20 protein-coding genes are annotated in these 18,359 nt (G+C 63.9%); 11 read left to right on the top strand and 9 right to left on the bottom strand.

The window, feature by feature from the left end; all coding sequences use genetic code 11:
* The first annotated feature begins 181 nt into the window (after nt 1–181).
* From LB519_RS04675 to LB519_RS04665, 3 genes are read left to right on the top strand one after another with little or no spacing between them, the layout of a single operon-like run.
* Complete coding sequence (locus LB519_RS04675) at nt 182–1,051, top strand: carbohydrate ABC transporter permease (protein ID WP_013528983.1); 870 nt, start codon at nt 182–184, stop codon at nt 1,049–1,051.
* Nucleotides 1,048–1,872 (top strand): carbohydrate ABC transporter permease, encoded by an 825-nt coding sequence (locus tag LB519_RS04670; RefSeq protein WP_013528984.1) that lies wholly within the window; start codon nt 1,048–1,050, stop codon nt 1,870–1,872. Before LB519_RS04675 ends, LB519_RS04670 begins: the two co-directional genes overlap by 4 nt.
* 25 nt (nt 1,873–1,897) lie before the next feature.
* Complete coding sequence (locus LB519_RS04665) at nt 1,898–3,373, top strand: M81 family metallopeptidase (protein WP_224618867.1); 1,476 nt, start codon at nt 1,898–1,900, stop codon at nt 3,371–3,373.
* A 164-nt stretch (nt 3,374–3,537) separates the two neighbouring features.
* On the opposite strand, the gene LB519_RS04660 is transcribed toward LB519_RS04665, so the two are convergent.
* The 6 genes from LB519_RS04660 to LB519_RS04635 form a co-directional block, all read right to left on the bottom strand.
* On the bottom strand, nt 3,538–5,592 hold the full coding sequence (locus tag LB519_RS04660; protein ID WP_224618865.1) for a M3 family metallopeptidase: 2,055 nt from the start codon (nt 5,590–5,592) through the stop codon (nt 3,538–3,540).
* A gap of 96 nt (nt 5,593–5,688) precedes the next feature.
* Nucleotides 5,689–6,123 carry a hypothetical protein gene (locus tag LB519_RS04655; protein ID WP_013528987.1) on the bottom strand — a complete coding sequence of 145 codons (435 nt, stop codon included), beginning with the start codon at nt 6,121–6,123 and terminating at the stop codon, nt 5,689–5,691.
* Complete coding sequence (locus tag LB519_RS04650; protein ID WP_013528988.1) at nt 6,120–6,764, bottom strand: carbonic anhydrase; 645 nt, start codon at nt 6,762–6,764, stop codon at nt 6,120–6,122. Before LB519_RS04650 ends, LB519_RS04655 begins: the two co-directional genes overlap by 4 nt.
* 148 nt (nt 6,765–6,912) lie before the next feature.
* Nucleotides 6,913–7,683, bottom strand: coding sequence for a DUF429 domain-containing protein (locus tag LB519_RS04645; RefSeq protein ID WP_224618864.1), 771 nt, complete (start codon nt 7,681–7,683; stop codon nt 6,913–6,915).
* Nucleotides 7,680–8,564: a pyridoxal kinase PdxY gene (gene pdxY / locus LB519_RS04640; protein WP_064995967.1), complete on the bottom strand. Its 885-nt coding sequence runs from the start codon at nt 8,562–8,564 to the stop codon at nt 7,680–7,682. The genes LB519_RS04645 and pdxY overlap by 4 nt, the downstream gene beginning before the upstream one ends.
* Nucleotides 8,565–8,577: 13 nt before the next feature.
* Entirely contained in the window at nt 8,578–8,829 is a 252-nt protein-coding gene (locus LB519_RS04635; RefSeq protein WP_013528991.1) for a hypothetical protein, read from the bottom strand.
* Between the two features lie 163 nt (nt 8,830–8,992).
* On the opposite strand from LB519_RS04635, the gene LB519_RS04630 reads away from it, so the two are divergent.
* The 6 genes from LB519_RS04630 to ppa all read left to right on the top strand — a co-directional run bounded on the left by LB519_RS04630 (nt 8,993) and on the right by ppa (nt 13,461).
* Nucleotides 8,993–9,631, top strand: coding sequence for a LemA family protein (locus tag LB519_RS04630; RefSeq protein WP_224618863.1), 639 nt, complete (start codon nt 8,993–8,995; stop codon nt 9,629–9,631).
* 177 nt (nt 9,632–9,808) lie between these two features.
* Nucleotides 9,809–10,660, top strand: a complete 852-nt coding sequence (locus LB519_RS04625; protein ID WP_063173306.1) for a TPM domain-containing protein — start codon at nt 9,809–9,811, stop codon at nt 10,658–10,660.
* A 4-nt stretch (nt 10,661–10,664) separates the two neighbouring features.
* Nucleotides 10,665–11,543 (top strand): TPM domain-containing protein, encoded by an 879-nt coding sequence (locus LB519_RS04620; protein WP_224618862.1) that lies wholly within the window; start codon nt 10,665–10,667, stop codon nt 11,541–11,543.
* An 8-nt stretch (nt 11,544–11,551) separates the two neighbouring features.
* Entirely contained in the window at nt 11,552–12,190 is a 639-nt protein-coding gene (locus LB519_RS04615) for a TPM domain-containing protein (RefSeq protein WP_224618860.1), read from the top strand.
* Nucleotides 12,191–12,308: 118 nt separating this feature from the next.
* Nucleotides 12,309–12,815, top strand: coding sequence for a GNAT family N-acetyltransferase (locus tag LB519_RS04610; protein WP_013528996.1), 507 nt, complete (start codon nt 12,309–12,311; stop codon nt 12,813–12,815).
* Between the two features lie 112 nt (nt 12,816–12,927).
* The gene (ppa, locus tag LB519_RS04605) at nt 12,928–13,461 is read left to right on the top strand and encodes an inorganic diphosphatase (RefSeq protein WP_013528997.1); all 534 of its coding nucleotides are present in this window, start codon (nt 12,928–12,930) and stop codon (nt 13,459–13,461) included.
* 9 nt (nt 13,462–13,470) lie between these two features.
* Here ppa and LB519_RS04600 read toward each other — a convergent pair whose 3' ends face one another.
* Together LB519_RS04600 and LB519_RS04595 are read right to left on the bottom strand one after the other, a co-directional pair.
* Nucleotides 13,471–14,064 (bottom strand): hypothetical protein, encoded by a 594-nt coding sequence (locus LB519_RS04600; protein ID WP_224618858.1) that lies wholly within the window; start codon nt 14,062–14,064, stop codon nt 13,471–13,473.
* Between the two features lie 45 nt (nt 14,065–14,109).
* Nucleotides 14,110–14,727 carry a TetR/AcrR family transcriptional regulator gene (locus tag LB519_RS04595; protein ID WP_013528999.1) on the bottom strand — a complete coding sequence of 206 codons (618 nt, stop codon included), beginning with the start codon at nt 14,725–14,727 and terminating at the stop codon, nt 14,110–14,112.
* 74 nt (nt 14,728–14,801) lie between these two features.
* Here LB519_RS04595 and LB519_RS04590 point away from each other — a divergent pair, with 74 nt between their 5' ends.
* Nucleotides 14,802–16,085, top strand: coding sequence for an MFS transporter (locus LB519_RS04590; RefSeq protein WP_224618857.1), 1,284 nt, complete (start codon nt 14,802–14,804; stop codon nt 16,083–16,085).
* Between the two features lie 195 nt (nt 16,086–16,280).
* Nucleotides 16,281–17,840 (top strand): alkaline phosphatase D family protein, encoded by a 1,560-nt coding sequence (locus LB519_RS04585; protein ID WP_263484558.1) that lies wholly within the window; start codon nt 16,281–16,283, stop codon nt 17,838–17,840.
* A gap of 46 nt (nt 17,841–17,886) precedes the next feature.
* Here LB519_RS04585 and LB519_RS04580 read toward each other — a convergent pair whose 3' ends face one another.
* The gene (locus tag LB519_RS04580) at nt 17,887–18,168 is read right to left on the bottom strand and encodes a hypothetical protein (RefSeq protein ID WP_224618852.1); all 282 of its coding nucleotides are present in this window, start codon (nt 18,166–18,168) and stop codon (nt 17,887–17,889) included.
* Nucleotides 18,169–18,359: the final 191 nt, after the last annotated feature.

Here is an 18,359-nt window from a genome sequence, read left to right as displayed (position 1 = left end):
GACGGGCGAGAGGAAAGGGGCCCTTCCGCAACTGCTGCGGAGAACGGACGAGCAGGTGAGGGCAGCGCCGACGGTTGCAAGGAATCCTGAAGCGGTGCCCTGAGAAGAACGAGGCCGGACCAAGTCAATCTGTTAAGCCAGCGAAATCCAATCTCCTCGCAACGCGGTACAAAGCCAGCCGATGCAAAATCGTTTCTTGCCCTATCTCCTGACCTTGCCCAGCCTGTTTCTGGCGGCGGTGGTCATCTTCTGGCCGGTCTGGGACCTGATCCAGATCTCGACGCATGACGTCAGCCGCTTCGGCCAGCTTCGTGACTTCAACGACCTCGCCAATTTCGCGGCACTCGCTGCCGATCCCGACTTCACGGCCGCGCTTTGGCGCACCGGCCAATGGACGGTGATGGTGGTCGGCGGCGCGCTTCTCTTGTCGATCCCGGTGGCAATGATCCTCAACACCGATTTCTATGGCCGCGGCATTGCCCGCGTCATCATCATGCTGCCCTGGGCGGTGTCGCTGACCATGACTGCGGTGGTCTGGCGCTGGGCGCTGAGCGGCGAAAGTGGCATGCTCAATTCGGCGCTGATCGGCCTCGGCCTCATCGATCACAACATCCAGTGGCTGGCGAGTGCCGAAACCGCCTTTCCGATGCAAGTGCTGATCGGCATCCTGGTGACGGTGCCGTTCACGACGACGATCTTCCTCGGCGGGCTGTCGTCGATCCCGGACGATCTCTACGAGGCGGCGGCGCTTGAAGGGGCGACGCCGCTGCAGCAGTTCCGCGAAATCACCTTTCCGCTCCTGAAACCGTTCATCAACATCGCCATCGTGCTCAACACCATCTACGTCTTCAATTCCTTCCCGATCATCTGGGTGATGACGCAGGGCGGGCCGGCCAACTCGACCGATATCCTGGTCACCCATCTCTACAAGCTGGCCTTCCGCATCGGCAAGCTGGGCGAAGCATCGGCGGTGTCGCTGGTGATGTTCGCCATCTTGCTGGTCTTCACCATGATCTATGTGCGGCTGGCGATGCGGGAGCAACGCGCATGACGAGCAAGCTCAAGCGTTCGATCATCGCCTGGCTGCTGCTGGCGCCGCTGATCGTGGTGACGCTCTTTCCCTTCGCGGTGATGTTCCTGACCGCAGTTAAGCCGAGACAGGAAGTGCTGTCGCCGACCTGGTGGCCGAGCGAATTCCGCTGGTCGAATTTTTCCGACATGTGGGTGGCGACGGGCTTCGGCCAGGCGCTGCTCAATTCGCTCTACGTGTCTGTGATCGCCACCGTCGGCGCCATCCTGATCTCGGTTCCGGCGGCCTATGCGATGTCGCGCTTCCGCTTTGCCGGCTACGGCGCCTTGCGCCAGTTCCTGCTGATTTCGCAGATGATCTCGCCGATCGTGCTGGTGCTCGGCCTGTTCCGGCTGATGGCCGCCTGGGGCCTGGTCGAGAGCACGACGGCGCTCGGCTTCATCTACATGGCCTTCAACGTCGCCTTCACGGTGTGGATGCTGCAGAGCTATTTCGACACCATCCCCCGCGATCTCGAGGAAGCCGCCTGGATGGAGGGCGCCGGCCGCTGGCTGACCTTGCGCAAGGTGTTCCTGCCGCTCTGCCTGCCGGCGATCGCGGTGACGGCGATCTTCACCTTCATCAACGCCTGGAACGAGTTCGTCGTGGCGCTCACCATGCTGCGCAGCCAGGAAAGCTACACGCTGCCGATCCAGGTGTTTTCGCTGGTCGCCGGCCGCTACACCATCGAATGGCATCACGTCATGGCCGCGACGCTGCTGGCGACCTTGCCGGTGGCCATCCTGTTCATCTGGCTGCAGCGCTACCTCGTCAGAGGCCTGGCGCTCGGGGCGGTCAAATAAGCGCCTATTCACGGACGGAGCTTTCATGCGCATTTTCACCGCCTCGCTGGCGACGGAAACCAACACCTTCTCGCCGGTGCCGACCGATAGGGCTTCGTTCGAGATGGCCTTCTATGCCGGGCCCGGCAAGCATCCGGAAACGCCGACGCTGTGCTCCTCGCCGATGGTGGCGCTACGCCGGCGTGCGGTGGCCGAAGGCCTCGACGTCATCGAAGGCACCGCCACCTGGGCGGAGCCGGGCGGCCTGGTGCAGCGGCAGACCTATGAGGCATTGCGCGACGAGATTCTGGGCCAGCTCAAGGCGGCGCTGCCGGTCGATGCTGTCATCCTCGGCCTGCATGGCGCCATGGTGGCGCAAGGCTATGACGATTGCGAAGGCGATCTGCTCGAACGGGTTCGCGCAATGGTCGGGCCGGAGGTGGTGATCGCCGTGGAACTCGATCCGCACAGCCATCTGACACCGAAGCGCGTGGCGGCCTCCGACATCCTCGCCTATTTCCTCGAATTTCCGCACACCGATTTCTACGAGCGCGGCGAACATGTCGTCGAGCTTGGCCTGGCAGCAGTGCGTGGTGAGATCAGCCCTGTCATTTCGACCTTCGACTGCCGCATGATCCAGGTGCTGCCGACCAGCCGCGAGCCGATGCGGTCCTTCGTCGATCGCATCAAGGCGCTGCACGGCAAGGACGGCGTGCTGTCGGTCTCCGTCATCCACGGCTTCATGGCGGCCGATGTGCCCGAGATGGGCACGCGCATCCTGGTCGTCACCGACAATGACAAGGCCAAGGGCGACGCGCTGGCGGAACGGCTCGGGCGGGAACTCTACGCGCTGCGCGAAAAGACGGCGATGACGATGCTGAGTGCTGCCGACGGCATCGATCGGGCGCTGGCCGTGCGCACAGAAAATCCGGGCAAGCCGGTGGTCATCGCCGATATCTGGGACAATCCCGGCGGCGGTGTGCCCGGCGACGGCACCTTCGTGCTGCGCCAGATGCTGGCGCGTGGCCTGGACAGGTTCGCCGTCGCGACCATCTGGGATCCGATCGCGGTCACCTTCTGCCTGGCGGCAGGCGAGGGCGCAGTCATCGACCTGCGCTTCGGCGGCAAGGCCGGGCCGCAAGCCGGCGAGCCGATCGATGCGCGCGTGCGCGTGCTGAAGGCGGTTGCGGAGGGCTGGCAGAGTTTCGGGCCAAGCCGGGTGACGCTTGGGCCGACGGCGCTGGTCCGCCTCGAAGGCACCGAGGTCGACATCATCCTCAACACCAACCGCACGCAGACCTTCGAGCCGGATATCTTTTCCAACATCGGCGTCGATCCGCTAGCCAAGGACATGCTGCTGATCAAGTCGACCAATCATTTCTACGCCGGCTTCGAGCCGATCGCCGCCGAGATCATCTATGTCTCGGCGCCGAGTTCGTATCCCAGCAATCCGGCGGTGACCGATTACAAGAAGCTGACAAGGCCGGTGTGGCCGAGGGTTGCGGATCCGTGGAAAGTGTAGGGTTCTCCCTTCTCTCCTTGTGGGAGGAGGTGGCCTCGCGAAGCGAGGTCGGATGAGGGGGGTTCCAGCGGAGTGAGGCGTTGGCATTTCCTGGAACACCCCTCATCCGTCTCGGCGCTACGCGCCGATCCACCTTCCCCCACAAGGGGGGAAGGGAAAGCCAATCACGCCAGCCCGCGCTTGGCCATCATCGCTTCCGGCGACGGCATCTTGCCGCGAAATGCGGTGTAGAGTTCTTCCGGATCCTTCGAGCCGCCGGCGGCGTAGATGTTCTTGCGCAGCCGCTCGGCGAGCGCCGGGTTGAAGGGGTCGCCGGTTTCCTCGAAGGCGGCAAAAGCATCGGCATCGAGCACTTCCGACCACATGTAGGAATAGTAGCCGGCCGAATAGCCTTCGCCGGAAAAGACATGGCCGAAATGCGGGGTGCGGTGACGCATGGCTATGGTGTCCGGCATATGCAGTTCTGCAAGCGTTTCGGCTTCGAAACGAAGCGGCGCTTCAGGCGCCTCCGCCCGCGCGTGATAGGCCATGTCCATCAAGGCGGAGGCGGTGAATTCGACCGTGGCGAAGCCGGCGCCGAAGGTGCGCGCGGCCAGCATCTTGTCGAGCAGCGCCTTGGGCATCGGCTTGCCGGTCTTGACGTGCAGAGCGTGCTTTTCCAGCACCGCCGGCACGGTCAGCCAATGCTCGTAGAGCTGCGAGGGCAGTTCGACGAAATCGCGGCTGACCGAAGTGCCCGAAACCGAGGGCCAGGTGACGTCGGTCAGCATGCCGTGCAGCGCATGGCCGAACTCGTGGAACAGCGTTTTGGCCTCGTCGACCGACAGCAGAGCCGGCTCGCCCACCGGCGGCTTGGCGAAGTTCATGATGTTGTAGATGACCGGGCTCGCACCGTGGCCGAGCCTGTAGCCGGATTGCAACGCGCTCATCCAGGCGCCGGATCGCTTTGACGGCCGGGCGAAATAGTCGGCCAGGAACAGGCCGCGCTCGCTGCCGTCGGCATTCTTCACCACGAAGACGCGGGCGTCCGGATGCCAGGCCGCGATGCCCTTTTTCTCTTCGAAGGTGATGCCGAACAGCCGTGTCGCCACGTCGAAGCAAGCGTCGATGATCCGGTCGAGCTGTAAATAAGGTTTCAGTTCCGCCTCGTCGAAGGCGAATTTCTCCGCGCGCAGCTTCTCCTGGTAGAAGCGCCAGTCCCAGGCAGCGAATTTTTCGTTGCTGCCGGCTGCGGTGGCCAGCCGTTGCAATTCGATCTGGTCGCTTGCTGCCTTCTCAAGCGCCTTCTCCCACACCGGATCGAGCAGCGCGTGCACGGCCTTCGGCGTCTTGGCCATGGTGTCGTCGAGCTTCAGCGCGGCGAAAGAGGCATAGCCGAGCAGCTTTGCCTTTTCGGCCCGCAGGCGCAGCATGTCGCGCACCACGTTCGTGTTGTCGGTGGCGCCGCCATTCTGGCCGCGCATGGTGAAGGCGCGGAAGGCGATCTCGCGCAGATCGCGGCGTTCGGAGAAGGTCGAGAACGGCTCATAGATCGAGCGCGACAGAGTGACGGCATAGCGGCCCTTCTGGCCGCGTATCTCGGCCGCTTCGGCCATGGAACTTTTCACGAAGTCCGGCAGGCCGGCAAGGTCGGCTTCATCGAGGAACAGCGCCCAGTCGCGCTCGTCGGCCAGAACATTCTGGCCGAAAGCCGTGCCGAGCGAGGACAATTCCTCGCTGATGCTTGCCAGCCGCTTCTTGCCGTCGGCGTCGAGCTTGGCGCCGGAACGGACGAAGCCCTTCCAGGTCTTTTCCAGCACCCGCAGGGTCTCGGCGTCGAGCCTCAGGCTCTCACGGCGCTGGTAGAGATCGTCGATGCGGGCAAACAGCCGCTCATTCATTGAAATCGCCGAGAAATGCCTGGACATTTTCGGCGAGATGTCGCGCTCCAGCGCCTGGATCGTCTCGTTGGTGTAGGCGCCGGCGCGGCACCAGAAGATCGACGAGACACGATCGAGCGCTTCGCCACCAAGTTCCAGCGCGGCAAGCGTGTTCTCGACGGTCGGCGCATCCTTGTTGCCGGCGATCGCCTCGATCTCGGCCTCGTGCGCCTTCAGCGCCGCGTCGAAGACCGGGGAGAAGTCGCCGTCGCCAATGCGCGTGAAATCGGGCAGGCCGAGCGGCCCCTGCCACGCGGTCAGCGGATGGGCGGCGAGGTCGACGGCTTTCGTGGAAGGCATGGACAGTCTTTCGTTGGTGGGGCGGGCAGGTGGGTCGTACCCGATGTAGGGCGCCGCCGGCGGACCCGCAATATGCGGATTTGGCCGATATCGCCCTCAAAAGCCGTCGCAGTTTTCGGCGATCGCCGCTTGTGAACTGGCGGTGATGCGGTTGTCGGTGACCGCGAAAGTTTCCTGCATCAGCATGTCGTTGTTGGGGAAATCGTAGCAGGCGACCACCGTGGTGACGCCGCCTTCGCTTTTCTCGATCCGGTGCCGGATCGCAGCACCGGCAACGGCACCTTTCCATTCGTCGATCGAAGCGATGAATTCCTGCTTGCTTTGCACGATGCCGAGGTCGTCCAGCTTGATGCGGACATCGTCGGCGAGCAGGTCGGACAGTTCCGTGCGGTCGGCGACCAGCAGCGCCGAATACCAGCGGCTGATGAGGGCACGATCATCGGCGCGGGCGGCAATAATCGCCAGCAGCAGTGCGGCCGCCACAAAAGCGACCGACCTGATGTTCACCAGCTTGCGCGCCGCCGCGTTCATCCCAGCTCCGGCCGTTCGAAATCGCCAGTCTCCTTGTTCATCGTCCAGAGTTCGCCGGTCGAGATATCGAACCAGGCCCCATGCAGCGACAGCCGTCCCTTGCCTTCGAGAATCGAGACGCAGGGAAAGGTTCTGAGATTGGCGATGGAATAGCGGATCGAGATGCGCTCCAGCGCGGTCTGGCGCTCCGAAGCGGTCATGAAGGTGCTTGAGGAGACGGTTTCGGCCGCCGGCGCGATCAGGCTCATCCACTTGCCGATGAAGTCGCCCGGCGACAGCGGCGTGGAATTGGTGTCGAGCGCCGCCCGGATGCCGCCACAGCGGCCATGGCCCATGACGACGATGTTCTTGACCTTGAGGCTCTGCACGGCGAATTCAAGCGCCGCCGAGGTCGAATGGAACTCGCCGTCGGGTGCATAGGGCGGCACCAGATTGCCGACATTGCGCAGCACGAAGAGTTCGCCCGGCCCAGCGTCGAAGATCGCCTCGGGCGCCGAACGCGAATCGCAGCAGGCGACGATCATTGTCTCCGGCGCCTGGCCTTCGCGAGCGAGATCGCGATAGCGCCCGCTCTCTGTGAGATAGCGGCCATTCATGAAATTGCGATAGCCGGCGAGAAGATGTTCAGGGAGATGGGACATGGGCGGCGTCTGGAGCCTTTCCGAGTTGGATGCGGCAGCTCGTTGCGGTCTAGAGAGGCTCTAGCGGCAAAAGCCGGTCGCGAGCAATGCAGAATTATGAGGGCTGGCTAGAAATGCCATGCATCGAGCGCAACGGTGGCCAACAGCGTCACGCCCAGATGGCGACGGGAATGCCAAAGCTGTCTCGGTCCGGCGGGTCGGGAAACGGCCGCGCCTCGCCGCTGGCGATGCGACCGGCGATCAGCGTCATCGCGGCTGCGTCGAGGAAGTCATCAGCGGCGGCACCGCGGGGCGGCGGCTGGTCGAGAAAGCCCTTATCATAGCCGTGCCGGCAGAGCAGCGCCTTGCGTTCCGCCATGCCGGCCGGATTGATGCTGCCCTTGATCTTCTTCGGCAGTTGCATGGCTTGATCGCCGTTCAAGCGGCAGAAAGCGACTTCCGGGTGCGATTCAAACACGCGGCTGCGCAAATCGGGCCGCGCGATCAGCAGGGCGTCGATCTCGCGGATCTTGGCAAAAATGCCGAACGCCTGGATCGAGACGCCGCGCGGCGGATCGGATGTGGTCAGGGCCACCGCGCTTGCCCTGATGTGCGCGGCATACCACGCTTCGATGGTGGTGAAGCCGTTGGTGTCCGCATAGAGCGCGGCACGGGACGGGATCGAGAAGACGCTGGACTGGCGTGCCCCGAGCAGCGGCCGCACCAGGGCTTCGGGGCCGCGCCCGCCCTTGCCCGAAAAGCCGGGCAGGCCGATCGGCATGTCGACGGCGATGACAGCGTCTTCGGGAAGGGATGCGAGCAGGGCAGTGAAGGTTGCAAAGACACCGACCGACGGTGCCATGCCAAAAGTTCGTCGGACGGCGATCCAGCCGGCCTTGCAGCCATCGACGCCGACAAGTACGGCCTCAGTCGATGTCACGCCCGGCGGCCCCGCCCCGGATGTGTGAGGTGGCGAAGCTGGACCATCGCCATCGGATGCGACAGGCTCTGCGCATCGGTTTCGAGCTGCAGTTCGTCGCCGCCGCGCTTGGCGGTGCGTGCCAGGATCTCGTAGACCGCCGCCGTCGTCGATTGCAGCGCCTTGATCGGTGGCTGGCCGGACAGGATGCGTGCCAGGTAAACGGCCGCCGTCAGATCGCCCAGGCCATTCGGCGGCTTGTCGATCAGGCGGTGTTCGGCGAGCAGCGCCTGGCTGCTATCGAGCAGGAGGTTGCCGGTGCCGCCCGTCATCATCGACGGCGCCGAGGTGACCAGCATGGTCGATGGCCCGGCATGCAGCGCCGCCGCGATCACCGATTTCATGTCTGGCAACGCGGCGCCGGCCATCCATTCCAGTTCGTAGCGGTTAGGGGTGGCTATGTCGGCGATCGGCATCAGCCGGTCGCGCATGGCGATGGCGGTCGGTTCGGGCACATAGAGGCCGCCCGAATCACCCATCACCGGATCGCAGATATAGACGGCGCCGGGCGTCCTTGCCTTGACCGCGGCGACCAGCGAGGCGACGGCCTCGGCCTGGCCCGCCTCGCCGAGATAGCCGGACAGCACGGCGCCGACCTCACCCAGCCATGGCGCCCGCTCGAGATCGGCCATCAGAGCCTTGAACTCGTCGAGCGGCGGCACGATGCGCGTCGCGCGCCCATGGCCGGGATGCCAGGGCAAGATGACGGTCGGCACCGCCCAGACCGGGAAACCCAGGGTCTCCAGCGCAAAGACGGCGGCACGGTTGCCGACCGAGCCACGCGCGACATGGCTGGAAATGACGATGACCGCACGCGGCGCGTCGGTTTGTTCGGCGCTCATTGTCGTTTGATTCCTAACTGCCCCGGATGACGTAAAGCACGAGCCAGACCATCAGGCCCAGCGCCAGCAGCAGGCCCAGCGTGCGGCCAAAGCGGGTGCCCCAGACTTCGATCGGATCGGCACGATCGGCATCGGCCGCGGTGACGTGATCGTGCATGCCTTTCGCTGCCCGCGCTACAAACGAGTTGCCGGCCGGATCCGTCTCGCGCGCAATGCGCTCGAGGATACGGCGCGATTCCTTGTCGCTGTCCTGGCGTTCCGCCATGATGATGTCCTGTTTTGCCGGACCTTATCGCGTTCGCACGGCCAATCACAGAGCCTTGCAGCGGCACCGGGCGTGCCAGGCGAGGGGCTGCCGGCGCGGGCGGTTTTCTTGCGCGCTGATTGTGGTAATGCTTCGCGTGCAACTTCTACCGAGGGACCCCATCATGTTTGCCCAGCGCCTTGCCTTGCCGTCCACGTTCCGCACGCTGCCCGCCTTCCTGATGATGGCGATCATGCTGCCGCTGCTTGCAGGCTGCGGCTATAACACCATCCCGACGGCGGAAGAAAATGCCAGGGCGGCATGGAGCGAGGTGCTGAACCAGTATCAGCGCCGCGCCGACCTCATCCCCAACCTGGTCGAGACGGTCAAGGGCTATGCCTCGCATGAAAAGGATACGCTCGACGCGGTGGTCGAGGCACGCGCCAAGGCAACGCAGATCACGGTAACACCGGAAACGCTGAAGGATCCCGAAGCCCTCAAGAAGTTCCAGGATGCCCAGGCGGGGCTGACCAGCGCGCTGTCGCGGCTGATCGCGGTCTCGGAGGCCTATCCGGACCTCAAGGCCAATCAGAACTTCCTGGCGCTGCAGGCGCAGCTCGAAGGCACCGAGAACCGCATCGCGGTGTCGCGGCGCGATTACATCCAGGCGGTCAGGGACTACAATCTGACGCTGAGGACGTTTCCCTCGGTGCTGTGGGCGACCTTCTGGTTCCGCGGCAACGAGCCCTTCGCCAATTTCACCGTCGCCGAAGACAAGATGCAGCCGCCGAAGGTCGATTTCGGCACGAAGCAGGGCGGGTGAACGTCCACTGTCATCGGAATAAATCCCGCGAAATGACGGGCTGCTGGCGTGCAAACACCCCCCTCTGTCCTACCGGACATCTCCCCCTCAAGGGGGGAGATTGGCAGCTTCGGCGCTGACGCCCATCTTGCGACGTTGAAAATTGGTGAAAGTGGAGATGGCGGCCAATCTCCCCACTTGAGGGGGAGATGCCCGGCAGGGCAGAGGGGGGCGCTCCGGAACGCAAGCCTAGGGTTCCTTTTCGCTCTTCTAAGCCTCCTCTTCCTCCCCTTCACCGCCCTCGCGGCCGATCTCCCGGCGCTGACCGGCCGTGTCGTCGACGATGCCGGCATCATCGACGCCGCGACCAGGGCGGCGCTGACCCAAAAACTCGCCGATTTCGAGACAAAAGGCTCCGACCAGATCGTCGTCGCGACGATTCCCAGCCTCGATGGCGAGGAGATCGAGCCTTACGCCAACCGGCTGTTCCGCTTCTGGAAGCTCGGCCAAGCGAAGGAAAACAATGGCGTCCTGCTGCTGGTGGCCCCGAACGACCGCAAGATGCGCATCGAGGTCGGCTATGGGCTGGAAGGCACGTTGACCGACCTGCACACCAAGCTGATCATCGAAAATGACATGGTGCCGGCCTTCCGCGCCGGGGACTTCTCCGGCGGTATCAGCAAGGCCGTCGACGACATGGTCATGGTGCTGGAAGGCAATCCGGAGGAGCTGGAGGCGCGCGGCGAGCGCAACCAGCAAGCGCCTTTCGATTCCGACGACCTGTTCTTCGCCGTCTTCATCAGCATCTGGGCGATCATCTTCTTCGGCAGCATTGCGGCTTCCGTGCTGCCGCCGATCTTCGGCCAGAAGCTTGGCCCCGGCCGCTACCGCTGGCTTGGCATGACCTTCGAGCCAAGCCGGCGATCCTCCAGTGGCGGCTGGTCGTCGGGGAGTTCCGGCGGCGGCTGGTCTTCGGGGTCAAGCAGCGGTGGAGGCTTTTCCGGCGGCGGCGGTTCGTCCGGCGGCGGCGGCTCGTCGGGAAGCTGGTGATGGCATGATGGTATCCAGCATCAGCCTGTCGAAACGCGACCGCCTCGCCTCGGCCGTCCTGATTGCTGCGGTCGTGCTGTTCTCCTGCGTCATGGCCTACGCGGCCGACCTGCCGGCGCTGACCGGCCGTGTCGTCGACAATGCCGGCATCATCGACGCCGCGACCAGGGCGGCGCTGACCCAAAAACTCGCCGATTTCGAGACGAAAGGCTCCGACCAGATCGTCGTCGCGACGATTCCCAGCCTCGATGGCGAGGAGATCGAGCCTTACGCCAACCGGCTGTTCCGCTTCTGGAAGCTCGGCCAGGCGGGCGAGAACAATGGCGTGCTGCTGCTGGTTGCCCCGAACGACCGCAAGATGCGCATCGAGGTCGGTTATGGGCTGGAAGGCACGCTGACCGACCTGCACACCAAGCTCATCATCGAAAATGACATGGTGCCGGCCTTCCGCGCCGGGGACTTCTCCGGCGGCATCAGCAAAGCCGTCGATGACATGGTCATGGTGCTGGAGGGCAATCCCGAAGAACTGGAAGCGCGGGGCAAGCGCAATCCCGCCGATGACGGCACGTCCATCGATCCGATCTTTGCCGTGTTCCTGATCCTGTGGGCGACGATGTTCTTCGGCGGGATGGCGATGGCGTTCCTGCCGCCGATGTTCGGCACGAAACTGTCGCCGGGCGTGTACAAATGGCTGGGCATGACGTTTCGTTATGGCCGCGGGCCGAGCGGGTACTCGGGCACTGGCTGGACAACCGGTTCGTCGTCGGGCGGCGGCTGGTCTTCGGGTTCGGGCAGTGGCTGGTCCTCGGGGTCAAGCGGCGGTGGCGGATTTTCCGGTGGCGGCGGCTCGTCCGGTGGTGGCGGTTCTTCAGGAAGCTGGTGAGACAGATCATGGCAACACGACCAATCAGCCCGCAGGATCATGAGCGCATCGCAACCGCGATCCGCGCCGCCGAGGAGAAAACCGACGGCGAAATCTACTGTGTCGTGGCGCATGGCAGCGACGGCTATTTCTTCCCGGCCGCCTTCATGGCGACCATGTGCATGCTGTTCGTCAGCCTGGCGGTCGGCTACGGTCTGGAGGCCTGGTGGCTGTCGATCCGGCTGCCGCATTTCGTCCTCGCCCAGCTCCTGGCGCTTGCCTGCGTGCTGGCCTTGTTGTGGGCGCTGCCTGGTATGCGCATCCACCTGGTGCCGAGGCGGCTGCGCTACCAGGCGGCGCACGCCAACGCGATCAAGCAGTTCCTCGCCCGCAACGTCCACCGCACCACGGCGCGCACCGGCGTGCTGGTCTTCGTCTCGATCGCCGAGCGCTATGCCGAGGTGGTTGCCGATTCGGGTATCGACGCCAAGGTCGGCCAGCATGTCTGGGATGGCGTCGTGCGCGACCTTACCGTGCATGCCGGCGACGACCGGCTTGCCGACGGCTTCGTCAAGGCGATCGAGTTGGTGGGTGCGGTGCTGGCCGAGCATTTCCCGGTCACTGCGGGCGACAGCAACGAGCTCGACGACCATCTCGTCGAGATTTGAGCCTTTCCACAGAAGTCTTGAAGGCCCCTCACCAGCGCGGTGATCGCCTGTGAGAAAGCAGTCGGCGGGCGGCCCGGACCCTTGCAATCGGGCGATGCGGGTTTATGGTTAACAAATCATGAATACGCTGACGATCGACATCCGGAAAGCCGACCCGCGCGATGCCAGTGCCATCGCCGAGGTGCATCTGGAAGCCTGGCGCGGCGCCTATTCCGGCATCATTCCGCACCGGACCCTGACATCGATGATCAACCGTCGAGGCGCCGACTGGTGGGCGAATGCGATTCGCCGCGCCGCCACCGTTCTGGTCGTCGAAATCGGCGGCAAGATCGCCGGCTATGCGACGATCGGCAAGAACCGCGCCCGTGAACTGCGCCAGCAGGGCGAAATCTACGAATTGTACCTGCGTCCGGAATATCAGGGCATCGGGCTCGGCAGCCGCCTGTTTTCGGCGGCCAAGGCGCGGCTGGCCGATCACGGGCTGAAAGGCATGGTCGTGTGGGCGCTGGAGGACAACCAGAACGCGCTTGCCTTCTATGCCGGCGCCGGTGGCCGCGATGTCGCCGAGGGCGTCGAGATCTTCGAGCAGAAGGCGCTGAAGAAGGTCGCTTTCGTCTGGGAATGACAACCCGGCCTTTCGGCAATTGGGCGTTCCATTCGCACCCAGCACCATTCGCCGCATTGCACCATGACGCGCCGCCCGCTATCGATCGTCCATCGAGAGAGGGATTTAAGCCATGCGCATTGAAGCCATAGCCAGCGGAAAGAATCCGCCTGAGGACGTCAACGTCATCATCGAGGTGCCGATCGGCGGCGAGCCGATCAAGTACGAGATGGACAAGGAGGCCGGCACGCTGTTCGTCGACCGCTTCCTGCACACCTCGATGCGCTACCCCGGCAATTACGGCTTCGTGCCGCACACGCTGTCGGGCGACGGCGATCCGATCGACGTGCTGGTCTGCAACACGCGCGCGCTGGTGCCGGGCTGCGTCATCAACGTGCGGCCGATCGGGGTGCTGATCATGGAAGACAATGCCGGCCAGGATGAGAAGATCATCGCCGTGCCGTCGCCAAAACTGACGCTGCGTTACGAGAACGTCACCGAATACACTCAGCTGCCCGACATTACGCGCCAGCAGGTGCAGCACTTCTTCGAGCACTACAAGGATCTCGAGCCCGGCAAATGGGTCAAGATCGAAGGCTGGCACGATTCCAAATACGCCAAGAAGATGATCGTCGACGCGATCGAGCGGGCCAAGGCGAGCAAGTAGCCCGACCGGTCAGTTGTCGACCCGGCCGAAGGCCGGCACTTTGCCGATGACGGTGTGTCTGTCCTTGCCGCAGGCGAAGGTGCGTGCCTTGTCGTCGGCAAGCTTGCGCGCCTGGTCGTTGGCGACGGGATTGCCGGTGGCCAGCACCAGGCCGACGGTGCAGCCGTCGCGGGCGTCCATCTGGCCGACCTTGGCGACGAGCAGCACCTCGGTCGGCTTTTTCTCGTCCTCGGGATTGCTGATCGAGCGGCGATGGATGACGGCATAGGGCACTGCCGTGTCGCCCTTGGTTTCGATGCGCCATTCGACTTTGGCTCCGGACGAATTGAGGCCGGAAAAGCTTTCCCAGACCGTCGTCATGTCGCCGCCGGGCGGAAAACCGTAGAACAGCGTTTCACGGGCGTCGTCATAGGCGATCAGTACGGGATAGCCGCGATAGCCTGAACAGGCGAGTTCGGCCCAGTCGCCGTCGCCTTCTTCTGCCTGCGCGTAGGTCACGCAGTCCGTTTTCGAATCCAGATCGGTGTAGGCGCTGGAAATGCCGTCGGCTTGCGCCGCCTGACCGAGACCGACCAGGACAAGCGGGATCAGAATGGCACGCATGGCGGTCAATCTCCGTTGCAAGCCGCCGCAGCGTAGCGCCAAACGCTATTTCTTCAAGCTGGCTTCGATCAGCAGGTCGGCATTGCGGGCAACCGCTTGCGCCGGACCGCCGAGGCCGAACAACTGGCCGCTGATATAGGCGCCCTCGATCAGCAGCAGCAGGCCGTCGCCGAGCGTGTCTGGGTCTTGCGCGCCCATCGCAGCCGCCATGGCGCGCAGGCGGCGGCGCAGTTCCTGCTTGTTGGCCTCGCTGACCACGCGAGCCGGGTGGCTGTGGTCGGGATATTCGACCGCCGCATTGGTCATGCCGCAGCCGCGATAGTCCGCCACCTGCGTGCGCTTGCCGATGCGGGTCAGGAAAGCCTTGATCTGAGCGCGCGGGTCGCCGGGATGAGCGGCGACCGCCTCGTCGAAGCGCTCCCAGTATTCACGGTCATATTGCCTGAGATAGGAAGCGGCCAGTTCGTCCTTGGACGGAAAGCTGCGGTAGAGGCTGGGCTTGGTGACGCCGGCACGCTTGACGATCTCGTCGACGCCGATCGCCCTGATGCCGCGCCGGTAGAACAGGTCATAGGCCACATCGAGGATCTTCTTGGCGGCTTTCGGCGGAGCGGATGCATGACCGTCGCTGATGGTCAGTTCAATATTTTTGTCGGTTGGCATCGTGTGACTCGATTGACAATGTTACCGATCGGTACGTATACATGTTCCCACCCTGCAACGTACCGGTCAGTAACATGATAACTCAATCTCGCCCCTTTGGCCAGCGCTACGCTTTCGTCGTGGTCGGCGTCATCTTCCTCAGCCTGCTGGTCGCGGCTGGCCTGCGCTCCGCACCCTCGGTCATGATGCTGCCACTCGAGAACAGTTTCGGCTGGCGCCGCGACGTCATCTCCCTGGCCGCCGGTGTCGGCATTCTGCTTTACGGTTTGACGGGGCCATTTGCCGCAGCCCTGATGGAGCGCATCGGGCTGCGCCGCACGCTGCTCGCCTCGCTGGTGGTGATGTCGGGCTCGACCATGCTCAGCCTGCTGATGACCAAGCCGTGGCATCTGTTCATCACCTGGGGCGTGTTCTCGGGCATTGGTTCCGGTGCCGTCGCCAGCGTGCTCGGCGCGACCATCGTCAATCGCTGGTTCAAGACCAATCGCGGCCTTGTCATGGGATTGATGTCGGCCTCCAGTGCCTCGGGCATGCTGGTGTTCCTGCCGCTGATCGCCGCTCTGGCACAGTCGGGCGGCTGGCAGCCGGTTGTCATTGCGGTCGCGATCGCGACCGCTGCCCTGATACCGCTGGTCTGGCTGCTGGTGCCGGAGCGGCCGGTATCGATCGGCATGGTGCGCTATGGCGCCGAGGCTGACGATGTGCCGCCGACCCCGCCTGCGTCACAGGGCAACTTTCTGGCGCATACGTTCTCGACGCTGCGCCGTGCTGCCGGCACGCGGGTGTTCTGGTATCTGTTCGCCACCTTCTTCGTCTGCGGCTTCACCACCAACGGGCTGATCGGCACGCATCTGATCGCGTTTTGCGGCGACATGGGCATTGGTGAGGTGCAGGCCGCCGGCCTGCTGTCGATGATGGGCATTTTCGATCTGATCGGCACGACATTGTCGGGCTGGCTCACCGACCGTTTCGACCCGCGCAAGCTGCTCGGCGTCTATTACGGCATCCGCGGCCTGTCGCTGATCTACCTGCCCTATTCCGGCTTCTCAGCGACCAGCCTGATCATCTTCGCCGTGCTCTACGGTCTCGACTGGATCGCCACCGTGCCGCCGACTCTGAGGCTCGCCAATGAGGCGTTCGGCGATCGCAGTGGGCCGATCGTGTTCGGCTGGATCGTCGCCGGCCACCAGATCGGTGCGGCGACCGCCGCCGCCTTTGGTGGCACCATGCGCGAGTTGCAGGGCAATTACGAACTGGCCTTCCTGATCGCCGGCATGACGGCAATAGCCGCTGCCTGTATCTCGCTGCTGATCAACACCAGCAAGCCGGCATTCGAGCCGGAGCCGCAGGCGGCGTAGGGAGAGACGCTACCGGCCAAGCTGCCATCTCCCCCACACGGAGGAAGATCGGCAGCTTCGCCGTCCGCGCAAACGCCCACCCGCCTGTTGATCGTCAGAAAAACTTCATGATCCCGAGATGTCCCTGAAACATTGACGCTGGATTTTGGTGGCACCGTTCAAGCCATCCAGGAGACAGCCGTGAACAAGCTTTCGATGACTCGCCGCGCTTTCGTCACCTCCGCCAGCGCCGTTGGCCTGGCCGGCGTCTCGAGCCTGGCGCTGCCCTACTATTCGCGCGCCAGTCAGCGGCCGGCCTTCACCCATGGCGTCCAGTCCGGCGATGTCGACGCAACCAGCGGCATGGTGTGGACGCGCACCGATCGCCCGTCGCGCGTCATGTTCGAAGTGTCGTCGACGGAGAATTTCGCCAATGCGACACGCCTGGCGCCGCTCGATACGTCGCCGGCCAGCGACTACACCGTCAAGCGGCTGCTCACCGACCTCGCTTCGGACCAGGATATCTTCTATCGCATGACGGCAGCCGATCTCGCCGACATCAACGCCGTTTCCGAGCCGATCACCGGGCGCTTCAGGACGGCGCCGGCCTCGAAGCGCGACATCCGCTTTGCCTGGTCGGGCGACACCGCCGGCCAGGGCTGGGGCATCGATGAGACCGGCATGAAGACCTACGCCACGATCGGCAAGCACACGCCCGACTTCTTCCTGCATTCGGGCGACACCATCTATGCCGACGGCGCCATGAAGGACGAGGTCGACCTGCCCGGCGGCGGCAAGTGGAAGAACGTCGTGCTGATCGACGGCAAGCGCAAGGTTGCCGAGACGCTGGACGAATACCGGGACCAGTGGAAGTACAACATGATGGACAGGAACGTGCTCGGCCTCAGCGCCATCTGCCCGACTTTCTACCAGTGGGACGACCATGAAGTCCTGAACAACTGGTCGGATTCGAAGGATCTCAGCGCCGACAGCCGCTATACGGAAAAATCCATCCACGTGCTGGCGGCCCGTGCGGCGCGGGCTTTCCACGAGATGACGACGATCCGCTACGAACCTTCCGAGCCCGGCCGCGTCTATCGCAAGATCGCCTACGGGCCGCTGCTCGACGTGTTCTTCCTCGACATGCGCTCCTATCGCGGCCCCAATGGTCCCGACATGCAGGATGAGATGACGCCGCAATCGCGCATGCTCGGCGAACAGCAGACGAAATGGCTGAAGCGCGAACTGGCGAATTCGAAGGCGACCTGGAAAATCATCGCCGCCGACATGCCGCTCGGCCTCGTCGTCTGGGACGACGGCACCAAGAAGGTTGGTGCCGAAGCAGTCAGCAATGGCGACAATGGCTTGCCAAAAGGGCGTGAGCTCGAGATCGCCGACCTGCTGCGCTTCATCAAGAATGCCGGCATCAGCAACACCGTCTGGCTCACCGCCGACGTGCATTACACGGCCGCGCATTATTACAACCCGGACAAGGCGCAGTTCCAGGATTTCAATCCGTTCTGGGAATTCGTTTCGGGTCCGATCCATGCCGGAACATTCGGGCCGAACGATTTCGACATGACGTTCGGTCCGGAGCTGAAGTTCATCAAGGCGCCGACCGCCGAACAGGGACAGAACCTGCCGCCCTCGGCAGGTCTGCAATTCTTCGGGCTGGTCGATATTTCAGGCGCCAGCGAGCAGATGACGGTGCGGCTGATGGATCGCGACGACAACGAACTCTACAAGGTGACGCTCGACCCGGTGCGGTCGGCATAAGCGCGCGCTGATGGAAAGGTGTCGCGCGTCTAGGGCGCGCGATGCCTTAGTCCGGGTAGCAGACCATAGGGATATTCGGCCAGACGGCGCTGTCGCAGTTGGCGGCGTCCTGCCGCTGCTTGAAGGCGGCGCTGACCGGGCCGGTCACCACCGGGTCGACGCCGTCGGGCGCGTCGGCGAAAATCTGCTCGGCCGACTGTGCCTCTGACGGCAAGGCAGGCCGTGATTCCTTCGTCGTCGCGGCCGACTGCGCGGCGTTGGCCGCCAGCAGGACGGCGAAGGCAACAGAGGCGATGAGCGGCCAGAATCGGTTGAGTTTATCGGTCATGACGTTCGAACTGCCCAGGCCCCGAAGGGTTCCCGCCTTGGTTAACAAAATCATCTCACACGCAGATGCTTAAGATTTGATGAGTATTTGGTGACGCGCCTCCTCTTTCGCAACTGCGAAAAACCCTGTATGAGCCGCGCAACCGAAAGAGGCAGCGCCTTATGGCCTGCTGCCTGCAACGCTTCCGAGAC

The sequence above is a fragment of the Mesorhizobium sp. AD1-1 genome (genome assembly GCF_020164655.1).
GTDB lineage: Bacteria > Pseudomonadota > Alphaproteobacteria > Rhizobiales > Rhizobiaceae > Mesorhizobium > Mesorhizobium ciceri.
The sequence above is the reverse complement of the archived record's forward strand: the minus strand, read 5'-3'. Positions and strand labels throughout refer to the sequence as shown.